At 54.9% G+C, this 14,436-nt stretch carries 9 protein-coding genes; 4 read left to right on the forward strand and 5 right to left on the reverse strand.

Going from position 1 to position 14,436, the window contains the following annotated elements; genetic code table 11:
• On the reverse strand, nucleotides 1–213 hold a 213-nt coding region (locus LBJ36_04295; GenBank protein MDR1378251.1), incomplete at its 3' end, for a helix-turn-helix domain-containing protein.
• Nucleotides 214–484: 271 nt separating this feature from the next.
• Between LBJ36_04295 and LBJ36_04300 the strand changes: the two genes are divergently transcribed.
• Nucleotides 485–1,336 (forward strand): hypothetical protein, encoded by an 852-nt coding sequence (locus LBJ36_04300; protein ID MDR1378252.1) that lies wholly within the window; start codon nucleotides 485–487, stop codon nucleotides 1,334–1,336.
• A gap of 207 nt (nucleotides 1,337–1,543) precedes the next feature.
• Here LBJ36_04300 and LBJ36_04305 read toward each other — a convergent pair whose 3' ends face one another.
• From LBJ36_04305 to LBJ36_04320, 4 genes are all read right to left on the reverse strand, one after another.
• Complete coding sequence (locus LBJ36_04305; GenBank protein ID MDR1378253.1) at nucleotides 1,544–5,845, reverse strand: Ig-like domain-containing protein; 4,302 nt, start codon at nucleotides 5,843–5,845, stop codon at nucleotides 1,544–1,546.
• The gene (locus tag LBJ36_04310; GenBank protein MDR1378254.1) at nucleotides 5,842–7,737 is read right to left on the reverse strand and encodes a hypothetical protein; all 1,896 of its coding nucleotides are present in this window, start codon (nucleotides 7,735–7,737) and stop codon (nucleotides 5,842–5,844) included. Before LBJ36_04310 ends, LBJ36_04305 begins: the two co-directional genes overlap by 4 nt.
• Before the next feature lie 108 nt (nucleotides 7,738–7,845).
• The gene (locus LBJ36_04315; GenBank protein ID MDR1378255.1) at nucleotides 7,846–9,825 is read right to left on the reverse strand and encodes a thioredoxin domain-containing protein; all 1,980 of its coding nucleotides are present in this window, start codon (nucleotides 9,823–9,825) and stop codon (nucleotides 7,846–7,848) included.
• On the reverse strand, nucleotides 9,758–10,468 hold the full coding sequence (locus tag LBJ36_04320) for an HAD family hydrolase (GenBank protein ID MDR1378256.1): 711 nt from the start codon (nucleotides 10,466–10,468) through the stop codon (nucleotides 9,758–9,760). Before LBJ36_04320 ends, LBJ36_04315 begins: the two co-directional genes overlap by 68 nt.
• Nucleotides 10,469–10,877: 409 nt before the next feature.
• Here LBJ36_04320 and LBJ36_04325 point away from each other — a divergent pair, with 409 nt between their 5' ends.
• The 3 genes from LBJ36_04325 to LBJ36_04335 all read left to right on the forward strand — a co-directional run bounded on the left by LBJ36_04325 (nucleotide 10,878) and on the right by LBJ36_04335 (nucleotide 14,418).
• Nucleotides 10,878–12,032, forward strand: coding sequence for a hypothetical protein (locus tag LBJ36_04325; GenBank protein ID MDR1378257.1), 1,155 nt, complete (start codon nucleotides 10,878–10,880; stop codon nucleotides 12,030–12,032).
• A 91-nt stretch (nucleotides 12,033–12,123) separates the two neighbouring features.
• Nucleotides 12,124–13,248: a metallophosphoesterase gene (locus LBJ36_04330; GenBank protein MDR1378258.1), complete on the forward strand. Its 1,125-nt coding sequence runs from the start codon at nucleotides 12,124–12,126 to the stop codon at nucleotides 13,246–13,248.
• Between the two features lie 45 nt (nucleotides 13,249–13,293).
• On the forward strand, nucleotides 13,294–14,418 hold the full coding sequence (locus LBJ36_04335) for a metallophosphoesterase (protein MDR1378259.1): 1,125 nt from the start codon (nucleotides 13,294–13,296) through the stop codon (nucleotides 14,416–14,418).
• The last annotated feature ends 18 nt before the right edge of the window (nucleotides 14,419–14,436 follow it).

A 14,436-nucleotide genomic window follows, 5' to 3' on the forward strand; every position in this document is an offset into this window, starting at 1 on the left:
TGGAAAGTCTGTTCGTTTGATACTGTTCAGTTTGCGCCGTAGTGCCATCTGGTTAGGTTTTGGGTTTGCAGAGTCGGCTTTCCACGCCTCGTACTGCCGCTTCCATTCAGCCAACGCCCAATTGTATGCAAATCGGGCGCAACCTGCCGCACGGGCAAAATATGTTGCTTGCTTGTTATTCGGATTGAGGACTATCCTATGCGCTATCAACATGATGGCCGCCTATTATATGTTCTGTTTTGATTCGCCCGATTTTTTCCCAACGCCGTAGCACTGTGATTGAAACCCCTAATGTTTCAAATGTTTCACCTATGCTTAACAATCTATTCATAGTTACTATATTAACATAGATTTAATTATATTTCTATCGTACTGTTCACACCCCACGTGGATTTTTTGGGATAAACTTTTCGTAATGATACATTATGAGAAAGCGCTGTGGAAGGTAGAAGTTTTGACGAATTTTATTTCTGGAGGTTTTATAGTGAACGTTATAAACGATCATGTGAACGATCATGTGAACGATCAGTTGAAAGCCGCGGCAGTCCTCAGGGACGCGATGGAAAAAATAATGGAAGAAAAAATAATGGAAAAAATAATAGGGGACATGACCTTCGATCCCGCTCTTGATCCCGCTCTTTGGGTCTACAACCCTTTGACCTACGCTTGGCCGGCGTTCGAGGAATACGTGACCCGCTACGGCAAAGGAGAGAAGCGGGTGGTTTTTCTAGGTATGAACCCAGGCCCCTGGGGTATGGCTCAGACCGGGGTTCCCTTCGGAGAGGTCACGGCGGTGCGAGATTGGCTGGGAATTTCCGCGCCCATCGGACGACCCCGCCGTGAACACCCCAAGTATCCCATAGACGGCTACGCCTGCAAGCGCTCGGAGGTCAGCGGCAAGCGGCTGTGGGGGCTTTTCAAAGAGCGTTTTGGCAGCGCGGACTCCTTCTTCGAGGAGCATTTTGTCGTCAACTACTGCCCGCTCCTTTTTATCGAGGCATCACCCTTAAAGAATGGCAAGGAGGGAGCGCGTAATCTGACCCCGGACAAGCTGAATCCAACCTTGCGCGCGCCCCTTTATGAGGCCTGTGACGTTTACCTGAAAGCCTTGATTCAAGCGTTATCGCCCCAATACGTGATCGGAGTCGGCAACTTCGCAGAGGCTCGCGTTGCGGCTTTGGAGAACGCGCTCGCCATGAATTTTAGACCGAAGGTGGGCAAAATTCTGCACCCCAGCCCCGCGTCCCCCCGAAGCAACTCCAACTGGAGCGGTGAGGTCACACGGCAGTTGGAAGAACTGGAGGTTTGGCAGAACGGACGTGTAAGAGTGTTATAAGAGTGTTGTATCAGTAGCGTTCTTTCAGGCCGGCATGGTCCATACAAACCAATGTCAACAACTTAAAAAATTTAACGGAGTCGGGGCGAGTCCCCCGCGGTTTTCTTGGGTTACGGGACATAATCTCACGTTTTTGCTTAAGCTTAAGTTGTTGACATTGGTGTTGTTGATATTGGTTATGAAACTTTTCTCGAATTAATCTTTGAATTAATCTTTTCGCCGCTTTAGGGTCCAAACCGCTCCCAGCGCTAAAGGAAGCAAGGGCAGGAAACCCATCCCCGCGTCGCAACCGCCGCCTCCCCCCCCGCCGCTTTCGTCGCTCTCGTTGCCGTTTTCCGTGTCTTCTGTATCTCTAACGCGTTTCAGTAGCCACAGAGAACCCTTTGCCGTACCGTCCGCGGCGCCATCCGCCACAACCAATCGTCTGTCGATGAGTTGCGGTTTGCCGTCGCTCGCGGCCTTGACGTCACCCAAGAACATTTCCAGGGACAATGTCAATCCCTCATCGCCGTTGTTCTGACTCAAGGACCCGCTGGAAACGACTCTCGCCGCGTTGATGCCGAACTCTCCGTCCGCGTCCACCACAGGCGTCATCGTTCCAACCGCGTCCTCGAAAACCAGCTTGAGACTGTCGAACAACTGCGCGACACTGACATTGGCGCTGGCCTCGGCGAGATTGGTGATCTCCGTCGTCTCACGCCCCAGAATCTCGCTTACGTCTTCCCAGCTCATGCTGTAGATGAACTTCAGCGGCACTAACGAACCGCCCCCGGAGGGCAGAGATCCTACGGATACGGCGATGGACGGCTTGGCCGAGACCCATTTGTCGCCCGTGTAGCTAGGCTTGGAGTTAAAACTGACCGCGCCCACGCTTGGAAGGTCCGACATATGAGAGGCCGTCACGCCGTAAGCGATCTTGAAGGTGGTCGCGAACGCGGCTTTCATCACGTTTGTGGGATCGTCGTTCAAGAAATAAACCTGCTCTGCGTACTGTTGCAGGCCATCGTTGAAGTCGATCAGTCTTGTCCAGACGTCGGGATGGATATTGGTATAGCTCCACTCCTCGGAAACCACAAGTTCCGCCGAGTCCTCGGCGTGGTTGTTGTTGAAGTCATACCCCTCGGTGACGACGCCGATCTGAGTCGTCCCCCTCGACAGGGAAACCAGATTTCCGTACTGATCTATCGTCGCCACGCGCGGGTTGCTGCTGCTCCATCTGACGGGCTCGACGTATGTGGACTCGCCGTTCTGATAGTAAACCAGAGCCGTCAGGCTGCACGTTTGGCCTATCTTGACCATCGTGTTGGGGATGCCGCTCATAATGATGTACGCAATCGTCTTACCGGTCGGCGGAGTAGGAGGAAGGCCCCCGTCCTCGCGCTCGAAAGCCCCCACGTCGCTGTTGCCCCCTCGCGGATTGGGGCGATCCACCCCACGCTCATCGGTGTGAGTTATGCGTTCGGTCCCGAAGGAGTCGTTAAACAAGTTCATAGCGATGAGGCCCGGCATGTAATCCAACGCGGGGTTGGTTGCCTCCGGAGTGGTCGGGGCCGTCTCCAGCGTATTCAAAGTCTGCTGTATTTTCAAATCGGACCCCACCATTATAGGAGTCATGCCGGAGCGGGGGTTGGCGGCGAGCGCGTTGGAGCCGAAAATCAGATTCCTCGTGTAGTCCCGACCGTACCTATCGGAACCGCCTCGGCTATTTTCCCCACTGACGCCCTCAGCCGCCGCCCAGTCCACGTTCGCGGACGGCCCGCTTGTCATCTGCGCTCCATAGTTGCCCAAAATGTTATAGCCTCTGGAGATGATGGTCCCCCTCGCCTTGAAAACATCTTCCCCGAAGGTGCCGGTGTTGCTGACAAAGACCGACGCCGCGAACTTGACGATCGAGGCGGCAGTATAAACGGCGCCGCCCTGTCCCCCGCCGACGAGGTTTTCCGTAAACGTGCAGTAAAACACGACGGAATCCTGCGTCGATCCGCTCATCTCACTGAGAAAAAGAGCGCCGCCTCTGCCGTTTCCTGCTGTGTTGTCCACAAAAGTGCAGTTGCTGAATTTAAACGTTGCCGCGTTGGTGAACACGGCGCCGCCCTGCGCTCCGCCGGCGATGTTGCTCGTGAACGTGCAACTACTGAACAATAACCTGTTGCCATCGACAGAAACAGCGCCCCCGCTACCGTCTATCGAGTAGTTCGATTCGAAAACGGTATTGGTGACCCTTGTCCTGTGGTTGGCGCCTGAGAAGTAAAGGGCGCCTCCGTCATTTTTAGCCTGATTCAAAGCGAACCAACAGTAGTCAAACTGGCTTTCTCCATCGCCCTGGTAATAAACAGCGCCTCCAAAACCACCCTGTGGTTCGCCCGCGGCGTTATTGGCCCGGAAAGTCGTTCTCGTCGCCACGACGACTCCAGCGCAAACGCCTCCCCCAAATTTCCCCGCGATATTACCCTGATTCTCATCTCCGACGACGCAGTTTGTCAAATCGCTTCTAGTGAAGCTGTAAATGGCCCCGCCGTTTCCCTCTTCCGCCCTGTTATTTGTGAAGATGACGTTTGTGGCGGACAAACTTTTTTGCGTGTGCAACGCCCCGCCGTTTTGTCGGACGGTGTTTCCGTCAAACGTTATGGATTCCGCAGGCGTCACACTGATATTATCCATGGCGAACACAGCGCCTCCACCAATTTTTTCGTCGTTGGTGCCCGTCGCGTGATTTCGGCCGAAAAAGCCTCCCGTTATTCGGATTTCTCCTCCACCGTAAACAGCGCCGCCGGAACCTCCCGCAGTGTTCTCCGTAAAGTCTCCTCCGCTGACGCTGACCACCGAGGCATCGAGTCCCGCAGTGATAGCTCCGCCGTTGCCCGCAGCCTTGTTAGCGGTAAAGGTTCCTCCACTTACGTTGACAGCTCCGCCGGCGTAAAACGCACCTCCCGCTTGTTGCGCCTCGTTTGTGGAAAAGGTTCCGCCTCTTATCGTCGAAAGGACGGTTCCCGCCGAGACAGCTCCACCATTGGCCGTGGCCCTATTGGCGATAAAACTTCCACCGTCCACGTCGACGGCTCCGGTGGCATAAAACGCGCCTCCCGATCCTTCCGTCACATTTACGGAAAATTCTCCGCCGCTTATCTGGCCGCTTCCCGCCGCGACGGCGCCGCCGTTGCCCGTGGCCCTGTTGGTGGCAAACCTTCCGCCTTCTACTCTAACGGTTGCTATGTTGCTGTAAATAGCCCCACCGGAAGCTCCCGCGACACTGTTCAAAAAAGAAGCGCCCTCGCGTATCGTCAACCCGTTCTCCGCGAAGATGGCCCCACCGTCATGCGTGGCGGTGTTGCCGCTAAAAAACAAAGTCCCGGAGAACACCGTGGGCACTGTCCTCAAGTATAGCGCCCCGCCGTCGATCGCGCTGTTATCGGTAAACGTGATGCCAGCCGTGCCTCCGGCAAATGAAACGGACACGACCCCAAGATCGGCGTAGACGACCCCTCCGTTGACTACCGCACGGTTGTTCGCAAATGCCCCGCGCGTGAAAGCGACGGTTCCCCCTCCTCCGACGTAGACGACCCCGCCGTTGCCTGAGCCCGTCGTATAATTGCCCTGGAATACTCCGTCCTGGAATGTGACGGTCCCGCTCCCTATGTTGGCGACTCCGCCGTTGCCTGCCGTCCGGTTGCTCTCAAATGTTCCACCCTCGAAAGCGACGACTCCCCCTCCTCCGACGTTGACGATCCCGCCGTTGCCCGCGCCCGTCGTCTGATTGTCCCGGAATGACCCGTTCCTGAACGCGACGGTCCCACCCGCGACGTTGGCGACCCCACCGTTGCCTACCGCGTTGTTGCTCGTAAATGTCCCGTCCTGGAACGCGACGGTCCCACCCCCGACGTTGACGACCCCGCCGTTGCCCGCCGCGCTATTGCTCCCAAATGTCCCGCCCGTGAACGTGACGGTCCCGCCCGCGACGTTCACGACCCCGCCGCTGCCTGAGCCCGTCGTCTGATTGCCCCGGAATGTCCCGTTCCTAAACGTGACGGTCCCACCCTCGACGTTGGCGATTCCTCCGTTGCCTGCTGTTCGATTCGTCTCAAACGTCCCGCCCTCGAAAGTGACTTCCCCGGTCGTGACATTAACGACTCCCCCAGTCGTTTGGTTACCTGTGAACATAGCCTCCTGAAAAGTGACAGTGGTGGAAGTATTTATAGTGATCCTGCCATTGTTCGCGTTGCTGACTGTGAGGTGATCGAAGACGACCGACGCGTTATTGATGATATTGATCGCGAAATTCGTTCCGGTAAACTGATTGCCGCTTCCGTTCAGTCTCACATCCTGGGATATCTCGACTACAGCATTAATAGGGAGGTCTATGTTGCCGCCCAAGTTAATCGGATTATTGCCGTTGCCCAACGCAAAATTCAGCTCGTCCACATTGTTGACCGTCGCCGACTCCGCCCCCCATCCTACTCTCGCTGGCGCCAGCGCCAGCAAGCACACCAAAACTAAAGCAAACTTCTTCACTTCGCACTCCTCCCTTTCAAGATCACGGGCACGCAGAATAAAACCAGCAGAGCCCCCAGGACGATGGTATCGCACCCGCCTCCGCTTCCGCTTCCGCTGAGGGATTCCTGGCGACCCGACTGGGCGCGCGCCGGAGCCACGAAAACCTTCATGTCCCACTTGCCGTTGACGACGCCGTCCGCCGCCACAATGTAGCTGTTGGATGTGGCCGGAGTCGTGTCGTTCACAAGGCGAACGGCCGCCCTCGAGTCCTTCGCGCTGTCCATCATCATGACGATGAAGCTTATCGTGAGGACATTCCGCTGCTCATCAAGAAAGACTTTCACCGTTTTGTCGTAACCGTTTTGCTCTTGCAGCCACTCGGTCAAGTTCAAGTTTTCCCCGTGGCTGTCCTGCAGATAAAGGCAGAAGGCGTTGGCGAAGAGGTTTCGGATATTGCCGGATTTGCGCCATTCTTCCAGCAAGGCGTTCCAACGGAGGCTCAGCAGCTGGTTGGAGCGCGGCACGTTGAAAGTGATGTGAAGGGGCAAAAGCCCCGAACCGGCCATCCGACCTGGAACGGTCGCCTCCACCCCCAGAGACGCGATCACGTCGCTCGCGATATAGGCGTAACTCACGGCCCCGCTCATCACGCCGTCGGCGGGATCGGGCATTTGCGCATTGGACCCTCCCATCGCTTTCCCCACATTGCTCAAAAAATCGGCACCAGCCGAGAGCAATTGAAAGCCTGTCGCGATGTAAGCGCTAGGGGTGGCCGCGTCCTTGAAGGTTCCCAGATCGAGCCCGAAGATCGAACGATGGGTGAGGGTGAGGTTACGGAACCCCGCGGCAGGGTAGTTCGGGTCTATGGGATACATGCGAAACGCGTCTTTCACCCCGCTGACGACGTTGAAACTTTGATTGTAAGTGGTGACTAAACCGGGCGGAATGTGACTCAACTCGTCCAAATCAAACCTGCTGGGGATGTCGGACGCGGTCGGTATATCGAAAGCCCAGCGACTCGGGGCGAGGGTCACCCCATCGTAACGGTGAAGGGCGTAACGAATGGCGGTGCGGTTAGTGATCTCCGTGGACAGTCGGTAGTATACCGCGTTACTGTCGGTGGGCAGCTTCGGTATAGGAACGAACACCCAATCGGCGGTGATCGGAGTTTCGTCGTCGATGACGCTCCACTCGAAACGGTCATAGGCCGCAATATTCCCCCCTCCCGACGCCACGCTATCTCGAATCATAGCCTTGAACAACAACGGCTTGCCCTCCGCGGTTCCGTCATACACGTTAGCGATGATGAATGGAACCTGCAAGGACTGAGAAGGGGCTAGGTTCGGGTTCTGGTGAAAAATGAAGTTCCCTCGCACACTCTCGTAAACCTCAGAGGCGTCCTGGTTTTTGACGAAATCCAACTGGTAGGCTTTTTGGGGTCCAGATGTCTGGCCCACAGGGGTTTTCAGCACGGCGTAGAAGGCGTTGTCTACTTGCACATCCTGAGTGTAAGCGCTTCCCGCCGGGTAAGGGGGAGACGCGTCGAAGCTCACGGTCATCGTTCCCTGTCTTGCGGGCAGCACCAAAAAAAGCGTGTCGATCGTGGCCGACGTCACACCACCGTTCATTAGCAACACGGGGTTACGCGCCTCCACAATATTCGTGACGGCGTTCAGGAAAACGTTCGTGGGAGCTCCTCCCGTGTCGTAGTTGCTCGTCACCACCATCCACTGGGGACCCTGACCAGACGGACGAAGAAGGTCGTCAAATAGATATAGGGCTTCCGCTTCAGTAACCGGTAACACCGTCAGAACCACCGCCCAAACCATCAAAGCGGCCCAAGTTTTGCGCGTCCAAATTTTCCCATTCCGAGCATTCCCATTCCGAGTTTTCCACATCCAAGCTCCCAATTTCAACTCCTCCTTTGTTCCCAATCCATTATCACAATCATATATCACATATCACAATCATAAGGCGACCATCTTTGATTATCTATTTTGATTATCTATTTTGATCATCTATTTTTGATCCTCTATTTCTTCATCGGCTATCGCGCTTTCTTCTTTTATACGCGCTATACGCGCGAGTTCTAATACATGTGTGAACTCCAGAAACGCCGTGATGATGGAAAGGTGCTCAGTGGGTCGCAAAAGGGCCGCCCGCGAGAAACAAGACCCCACTCTTTTGACCCTGTCCGGGTATTTGGGGTTGTCGGGGTCCGCTCCGGTCAAGGCGGCGTAGGCCATCATCGCTAGCGCGTTGGCAGAGGGAACAGCGCTGTCCACGGCCGATTTGCGACGGTAAAAGATATACTCCTCGTCGGCGGCGGAAAGGAAAAATCCTCCTCGTTCCTCGTCCCAGAAGCGCTCCTCCAGTTTCAGAGAGAGGTTTTCTGCGTACTTCAACCAGTCTCTCTTCTGTTTGCTCATCGTCGCGGACTCGTAAAGCTCCATAACTCCCCACATCAGAGCGGCATAATCCCCAGGAAGCGCGGGAATGGCGGCCTCTTTCGCGCAATAGCGGCGTCGCCAGGAGCCTTTGGGGTCCACCAGAACTTTTTGCAAAAAAAGCGCGGCCCTTTCCGCGGAAAGCGTCCATTCTTTTTTCTCGAAAATGCGTCCGGCGTAGGCCAGAGCTCCGATGATCAAGCCATTCCAGTCCATTAAGATTTTGTTGTCCACCAAGGGTTTCGGCCGTTTCTCTCGCGCCTTGAGTAGAAATTTCCGGTCGTTTTCCAGGCGTTTTACCAATTCCGGCGGGCGAATGCCGTAACGCCTCGCCACCTCCATGTAGGGGATGGCCTCGTAAAGCACGTTGTATCCCGTCTGCCTCCCTGTCGTCTCATTGGTGAAATTCCCGCTCGGCATGACGGCGTAGGCCGCACAGAACAGTCCCGAGTCGCCCTGGGGCAGGCTCACGCGAATCTCATCCTCTGTCCAGATGTAATACTTACCCTCCTCTCCCTCGCTGTCCGCGTCCAGGGACGCCCAAAAACACGCCTCCGGGGATAGAAAATCCCGCGTGACGCAACTCACGATATCCTCCGCGAATTTGAGGTAGAAGGCGTCCGGCTTCATCTCCTGAGCCGCCGCCGCCACCCACAGAAGCATCGCCTGATCATAGAGCATCTTTTCAAAATGAGGGACCGTCCAGCGCTCGTCCGTGGTATACCGCGCGTATCCGCCACCTATGTGGTCGTGAATCCCTCCTGCCCACATTTTTCGAAGCGTCAGATCGACCATGGAGAAAATCTCCTCTTCCTCGTAAGCCGCGCTCCTGCGCAAGCTCCGCGCGAACCGCAAAAGAAAAAGCAATTTTGGAGCGCAAGGGAACTTTGGAGCGAAACCAAATCCACCCCAAATTCCGTCGAACGAGTTCCTTAACTCTTTCAACACCATTCTTGCCTGGAGTATGCTGATGGGACCTCCAGGGATGATGGGAAACCGAGAGATCAACGTGTCCGCCAGGTCTTTAGCGCCCTGTAGGACGTCTTCTTTCTGGGTCAGCCACAGCCATTTGACCCGGGGGATGATGTCGGCCAAGCCGGGCATTCTCCCTATCGTCCGCTTCGGCAGAAACGTAGCGGCAAAAAAAGGCTCTCCCGTAGGAGTCAAAAAAAGGTTGAGCGGCCATCCGTCGTTGCCGTTCTGGATCTGGCAGATCTCCATGAACAGCGCGTCCAGGTCGGGGCGTTCCTCTCGGTCCACCTTGATTGAAACACACACGTCGTTCAACAGCTCGGCGACTTCCTCGTCGTTGAAACACTCCTTTTCCATGACGTGGCACCAATGACACGAGGCGTACCCGATAGAAAGGAAAATTGGCTTGTCTTCTTCCTGAGCGAGCTCGAAAGCCTCTTTACCCCAGGGATACCACTCCACGGGATTTCGAGCGTGTAGCAGAAGATGGGGGCTTTTTTCCCCGGCTAGCTTATTTTCGCGCGGCATGTTCATGATATTCACGTTTTCCGCCTTTTTCGCCCGCGGCGTTCGCGGCAAGATTTCTGTCCTTGGCGGCAATGGGCAACAGATCCTCTATGGAGTCAATCACGCGCCAGGCCCCCAGCTCTTCGAGCCGCGTCCGCGTAAAGTTTCCCGTGGTCACGCCGATGGCGCGGACCCCCGCGGCGAGTCCCGTCGCCAGATCTACGTCGGAGTCCCCCACGTAAAGCGTCTCCTGACGAGCGACGCCGAAGCGCTCCATCAGGTTCTCCAACATGGCGGGGTTTGGCTTGTGAGGCAATCCGTCGATGGGGCCGACAATCGCGTCGAAGTACTGGGAGGTTTCACTTTTGTCCATTGCTATCCGGGGATTGTACCGGTTCGAGGCTACGGCGAGAAAAATCCCCATTTCCCGCAAGGCCGTCAAAGCGCGTGGAACGTTGGGGAACGGACGTATTTCATATTCGAGAGGCGCAGCTTTCTCGCGGTAGAGGTCGATCCATTCCCGCCTCCACTCGCCCCAGATTCCCCGAAGAAAATCCTCCAGAGGAAGGGCCGCGTATTCCAACACCGTCTGACGGGTGACAAAGGGCTTACCGAGCGTATGAGCCACTTCATTGATCGCGCTCGCGATCACGTAACTGGAGTCTACGATCGTCATGTCATGGTCAAATACTAACAACTTTACCAAATTCAGCACCTCGTTATTTCTTTATATTCCCATATATTCCCATATGATATTTCTTTTTCTATATAATATTTCTATAATTTATAATAATTTTTTTCTATAATTTTAATAGATGAATTATCCCTAAATTGTGAAAAAGCCCCTTCGAGTGAACCGCACTTTCAAGCGGCACACGTCTCAGCGTCTCGGACGAAAGCGCTTTTGATGATGTTAGCACGCATATTGTGCTCTGTCTTCCTCTTTTTTTGTTGTATCATAGCCCATATCGGCTTCGAAATTTTGACGTCGTCAGATTTTACAGTGGAGGTTATCTCATGCGTACGGGCTTCTCGATGTGTTCTTTTCCGTTCTCCGTGTTTCCATTCAGCGAAGCGATGGTACGTGTGACCCAATGCGTCGATTTCTATCTTCGGAGTGCTTCATGAGCGACGACGATTTTCTGAAGGAGCCTGGCATCAGGGTTTCTACGCAATGGCTTTTTTTGCCTCCTATAACGGCGCTTTGCACCGTGGTGGTAGCGGGGTTATTTTCTTCCGACTCCCGTGTTCCCGTAGACGACGCGATATGGGGACTCTTGGGGTTATTTTTCATCATCTTGACCGTTCTTTATGGGATCTTCATCCGCAGAAATTTTACTAAGGGTTTTTTCCCCGTGCAACTTATTGCCCAGGGAATCCTGCTCTGCCCTCTGTCTCTGAAGTTGGGGGCGAGAATGTTTCAGTGGGTAGGAGTGATTCTGGCGATTTGCGGAGCCGTGGTGCTGGCGGTGCTCTACTACCGTTTCCGCCCCGTGTCCTCAGGGTACACCTATGTACCGGAGTTTTCGCCGTATTTCACTTTTCTGCCGCTGCCTTGCGCCATTACCGACGCGGAGGGGAATGTCATCGCCGTCACTGAGGTTATGCTACAACTGACGCAAAAAAAACGCGAGGCGGTGGAAGGAGAAAAAATCTCCTCGATCCTGCCCCTCGACCAAGAGACAATCGACCTGGCCGGCAGGTCCTGGAAAATCCTCCAAACCCCTATAAAGCGACCTTTCGCCGAAACAGAGGAGACGAACTACTATTTCCAGCTCGAAGAAATGCGGGACGTGGCTATCACCTTGCCCTCATACGTCAGTGAGGAGGCGATTTTCATAGACCCCGCTACCTCCCTTTACACTCGATCCTATGCAGAAAGGAGGGTGAACGAGGAACTCTATCGCGTCCGGCGCTACCAGCGAAAGGGGGCCGCCGTCCTCATCCGCATGATTTTCCAGGGAAACACTCCTCTTCCGAAAGAAAACGAAATCTTCAACGCCTACTGCCGCTACCTTCGCTCAAACACGAGGATGTCTGATATCGCCTGCCTCGTGGGACCGCGGGACCTTTTGCTAGTCATGCCGGAGGTTTCTCTGGAGCAGGCTGAAATGGCGATAGGTCGTTTGGTGGACTTCGTTCCTCACGTCCAGGAAGAACTGAAGGGCTTCGATGGCGCTGCGGAAATCCAAGAAGAGATCCTCTTCTTCGATTCGTCATCGGAAGATCTGAACTTCGATCTAGTCCTGAACAAACTGGACGAGGCTCTGGGCGTTTAAGACATGTCTGACGCCCCTATCTTTATTTATATCTTTATTTAAACGTGTAACGTACTTAATTTAAACGTGTAACGTACCTTAGGAGGTTTTCTTGATTCCCTATACTTTGATTGTTTTTATTCTCGCCAACTTATACCTTTACATGGAATTGCGATCAGCCTTCAGAAAGGGACGTTGGAACGGGGTTTATTTGTTGTGGGCCGTCGTGGGAGCGGTCGCGCCCTTCGTCTTCAAGATGAATCTGTGGTCTGGACGCGTAGTGGAGGTTCTCTCCTCCTTGTCTTTCGCGTGGGTTGCGATCGTGGGGATGACTTGTGTGGGCATGTTCTTCGCGGACGTCCTCGCTCTGATGGCCAGACTCATGGATCGAATATGGGGGACCGAGTGGCGTCCTTTCCTCGCGCCCCATAGGCGAGTGCCCGTCGTGTTGTTTTTGGCGGCGGTGTTGACGCTCTATAGCCTTTACGAGGCCTGGAACATTCGACGCGTGGACCTAACCTTCGAGACGCGAAAGCTACCGGAGGGCGTCGAGCGTCTGCGTCTGGTACACCTCACAGATACTCACATCGGCGGGGTTTGTTCTTTGGAGCGACTTCGAAAGGTTATGGATATCGTGCGATCAGCGGAACCGGACCTTTTGGTGATAACGGGAGACCTACTGGACCGTGACGCGAGTTTTAGCCAGGACGAGGCGGAACCGCTGTTCACTCACGGGGCGCGGTTCGGAGCCTATGCTGTCACGGGCAATCACGAATTTCACGCGGAAATCGAACGAGTGGAGGACTTCATGCGAAACGCTGGGGTGATTTTGCTTCGAGACGCTCAGGTGGACGTCGCGGGCATCACCATCGTCGGTCTGGACGACCCCGCGAAATTCGGGCGGTATGTCTTGGAGCTCCCAGAGTTGCCCGATGGCCTAACGTTTCCAGAGGACCGGTTCGTGCTGCTCTTGAAACATCGTCCAGGGGTTCTTCCGGAAACGGAGGGAAAGTTTGACCTGCAACTGTCTGGTCATACTCACGGTGGGCAAATCTGGCCCTACCACTACGCGGTACAATGGTTCTACGGACACGTTCAAGGCTTGTCCTACAAGGGCACGAGCGCTGTCTACGTCAGTAACGGCGCGGGAGGATTGCCACTACGTTTCTTGGCGCCGCCGGAAGTCACGGTCATTGACTTAGTGAAGCCGGTAAAAAGCGTAATCAGCGGAAACTGAAAAGGGCGCTGTCCGCATAATCTGGAGAGTCGGGAGGATGTGCTTTTGATTCATGGCGTTTTGATTTTTTTAACGGCCACTAACGTGTATCTTTATTGGAAGCTGCGTTCGGGGTTCGGGGGCGGATCTTTGATTGGATGGAACGGAATCTATCTGATCTGGGCACTTGGGGGTGTTGTGTTGCCCTTCGTTTCCCGATCCGGTCTCTTGGGTTCGGGGCGCGCGTCGGAAATTTTATTTGCCCTTTCTTTTACCTGGGTCGCGATCGTGGGCATGGCCTGCATGGTTTTCCTTACCGTAGACGTGGCTTCCTTGGTGGCTCATCTTGTGGATTGGGCGTTGGGAACCTCGTCCCGCCGATTTTTTGCGCCACGCAAGTGCGTGCCCGCGACCCTCATTTTGGTTGCGATGATGGCGCTCTATAGCTTTTATGAAGCCTGGACAGTCCGGCGCGTGGACTTGACCCTGGAAACGACGAAGCTACCGGAAGGTATGGAGCGCCTGCGGCTGGCGCATTTGACGGATATCCACATCGGCGGGGTGTATACGGTAGGACGGCTTCGGAAGGTCATGGACATCGTGCGCTCGGCAAAACCAGACCTTTTGGTGATGACGGGAGATCTGGTGGACGGTGACATGCGTTTCCGCCAGGAGGAGGAGAAATTGCTATCCACCCACGGAGCACGGTTTGGGGCCTTCGCCGTTACGGGCAACCATGATTTTTACTCAGGCATCGAACAGGCGGAGACTTTTACAAGGCGCGCCGGCTTCTCACTGCTGCGGGACGAACAAACGGAGGTTGCCGGTATCGTCATCATCGGCCTGGACGATCCCGCAAGGTTCGGAAGGGGCGTCTTCGATCCGGGGCATTTTCCAGAAAACCTGAAGTTCCCCGATGACAAATTCGTCTTGCTCTTGAAGCACCGCCCGCAAGTCCCTGACGGCATAGAGGGCAAGTTCGACCTTCAACTGTCCGGCCACACTCACGGCGGACAGATCTGGCCTTTCGGCTATGTGGCAAAGTGGATAAACAAACACGTTCAGCACCTGTCCTATAGAGGCGACAGCGCTATTTACATCAGCAATGGAGCCGGGTTCTGGGGTCCGCCCCTGCGCTTCCTGACACCTCCAGAGGTCACGGTCGTTGATTTGCTGCAAAAGCCTAAGTGATTGCGAATCTCTATATCT

Source organism: Synergistaceae bacterium, assembly GCA_031267575.1.
GTDB lineage: Bacteria > Synergistota > Synergistia > Synergistales > Aminobacteriaceae > JAIRYN01.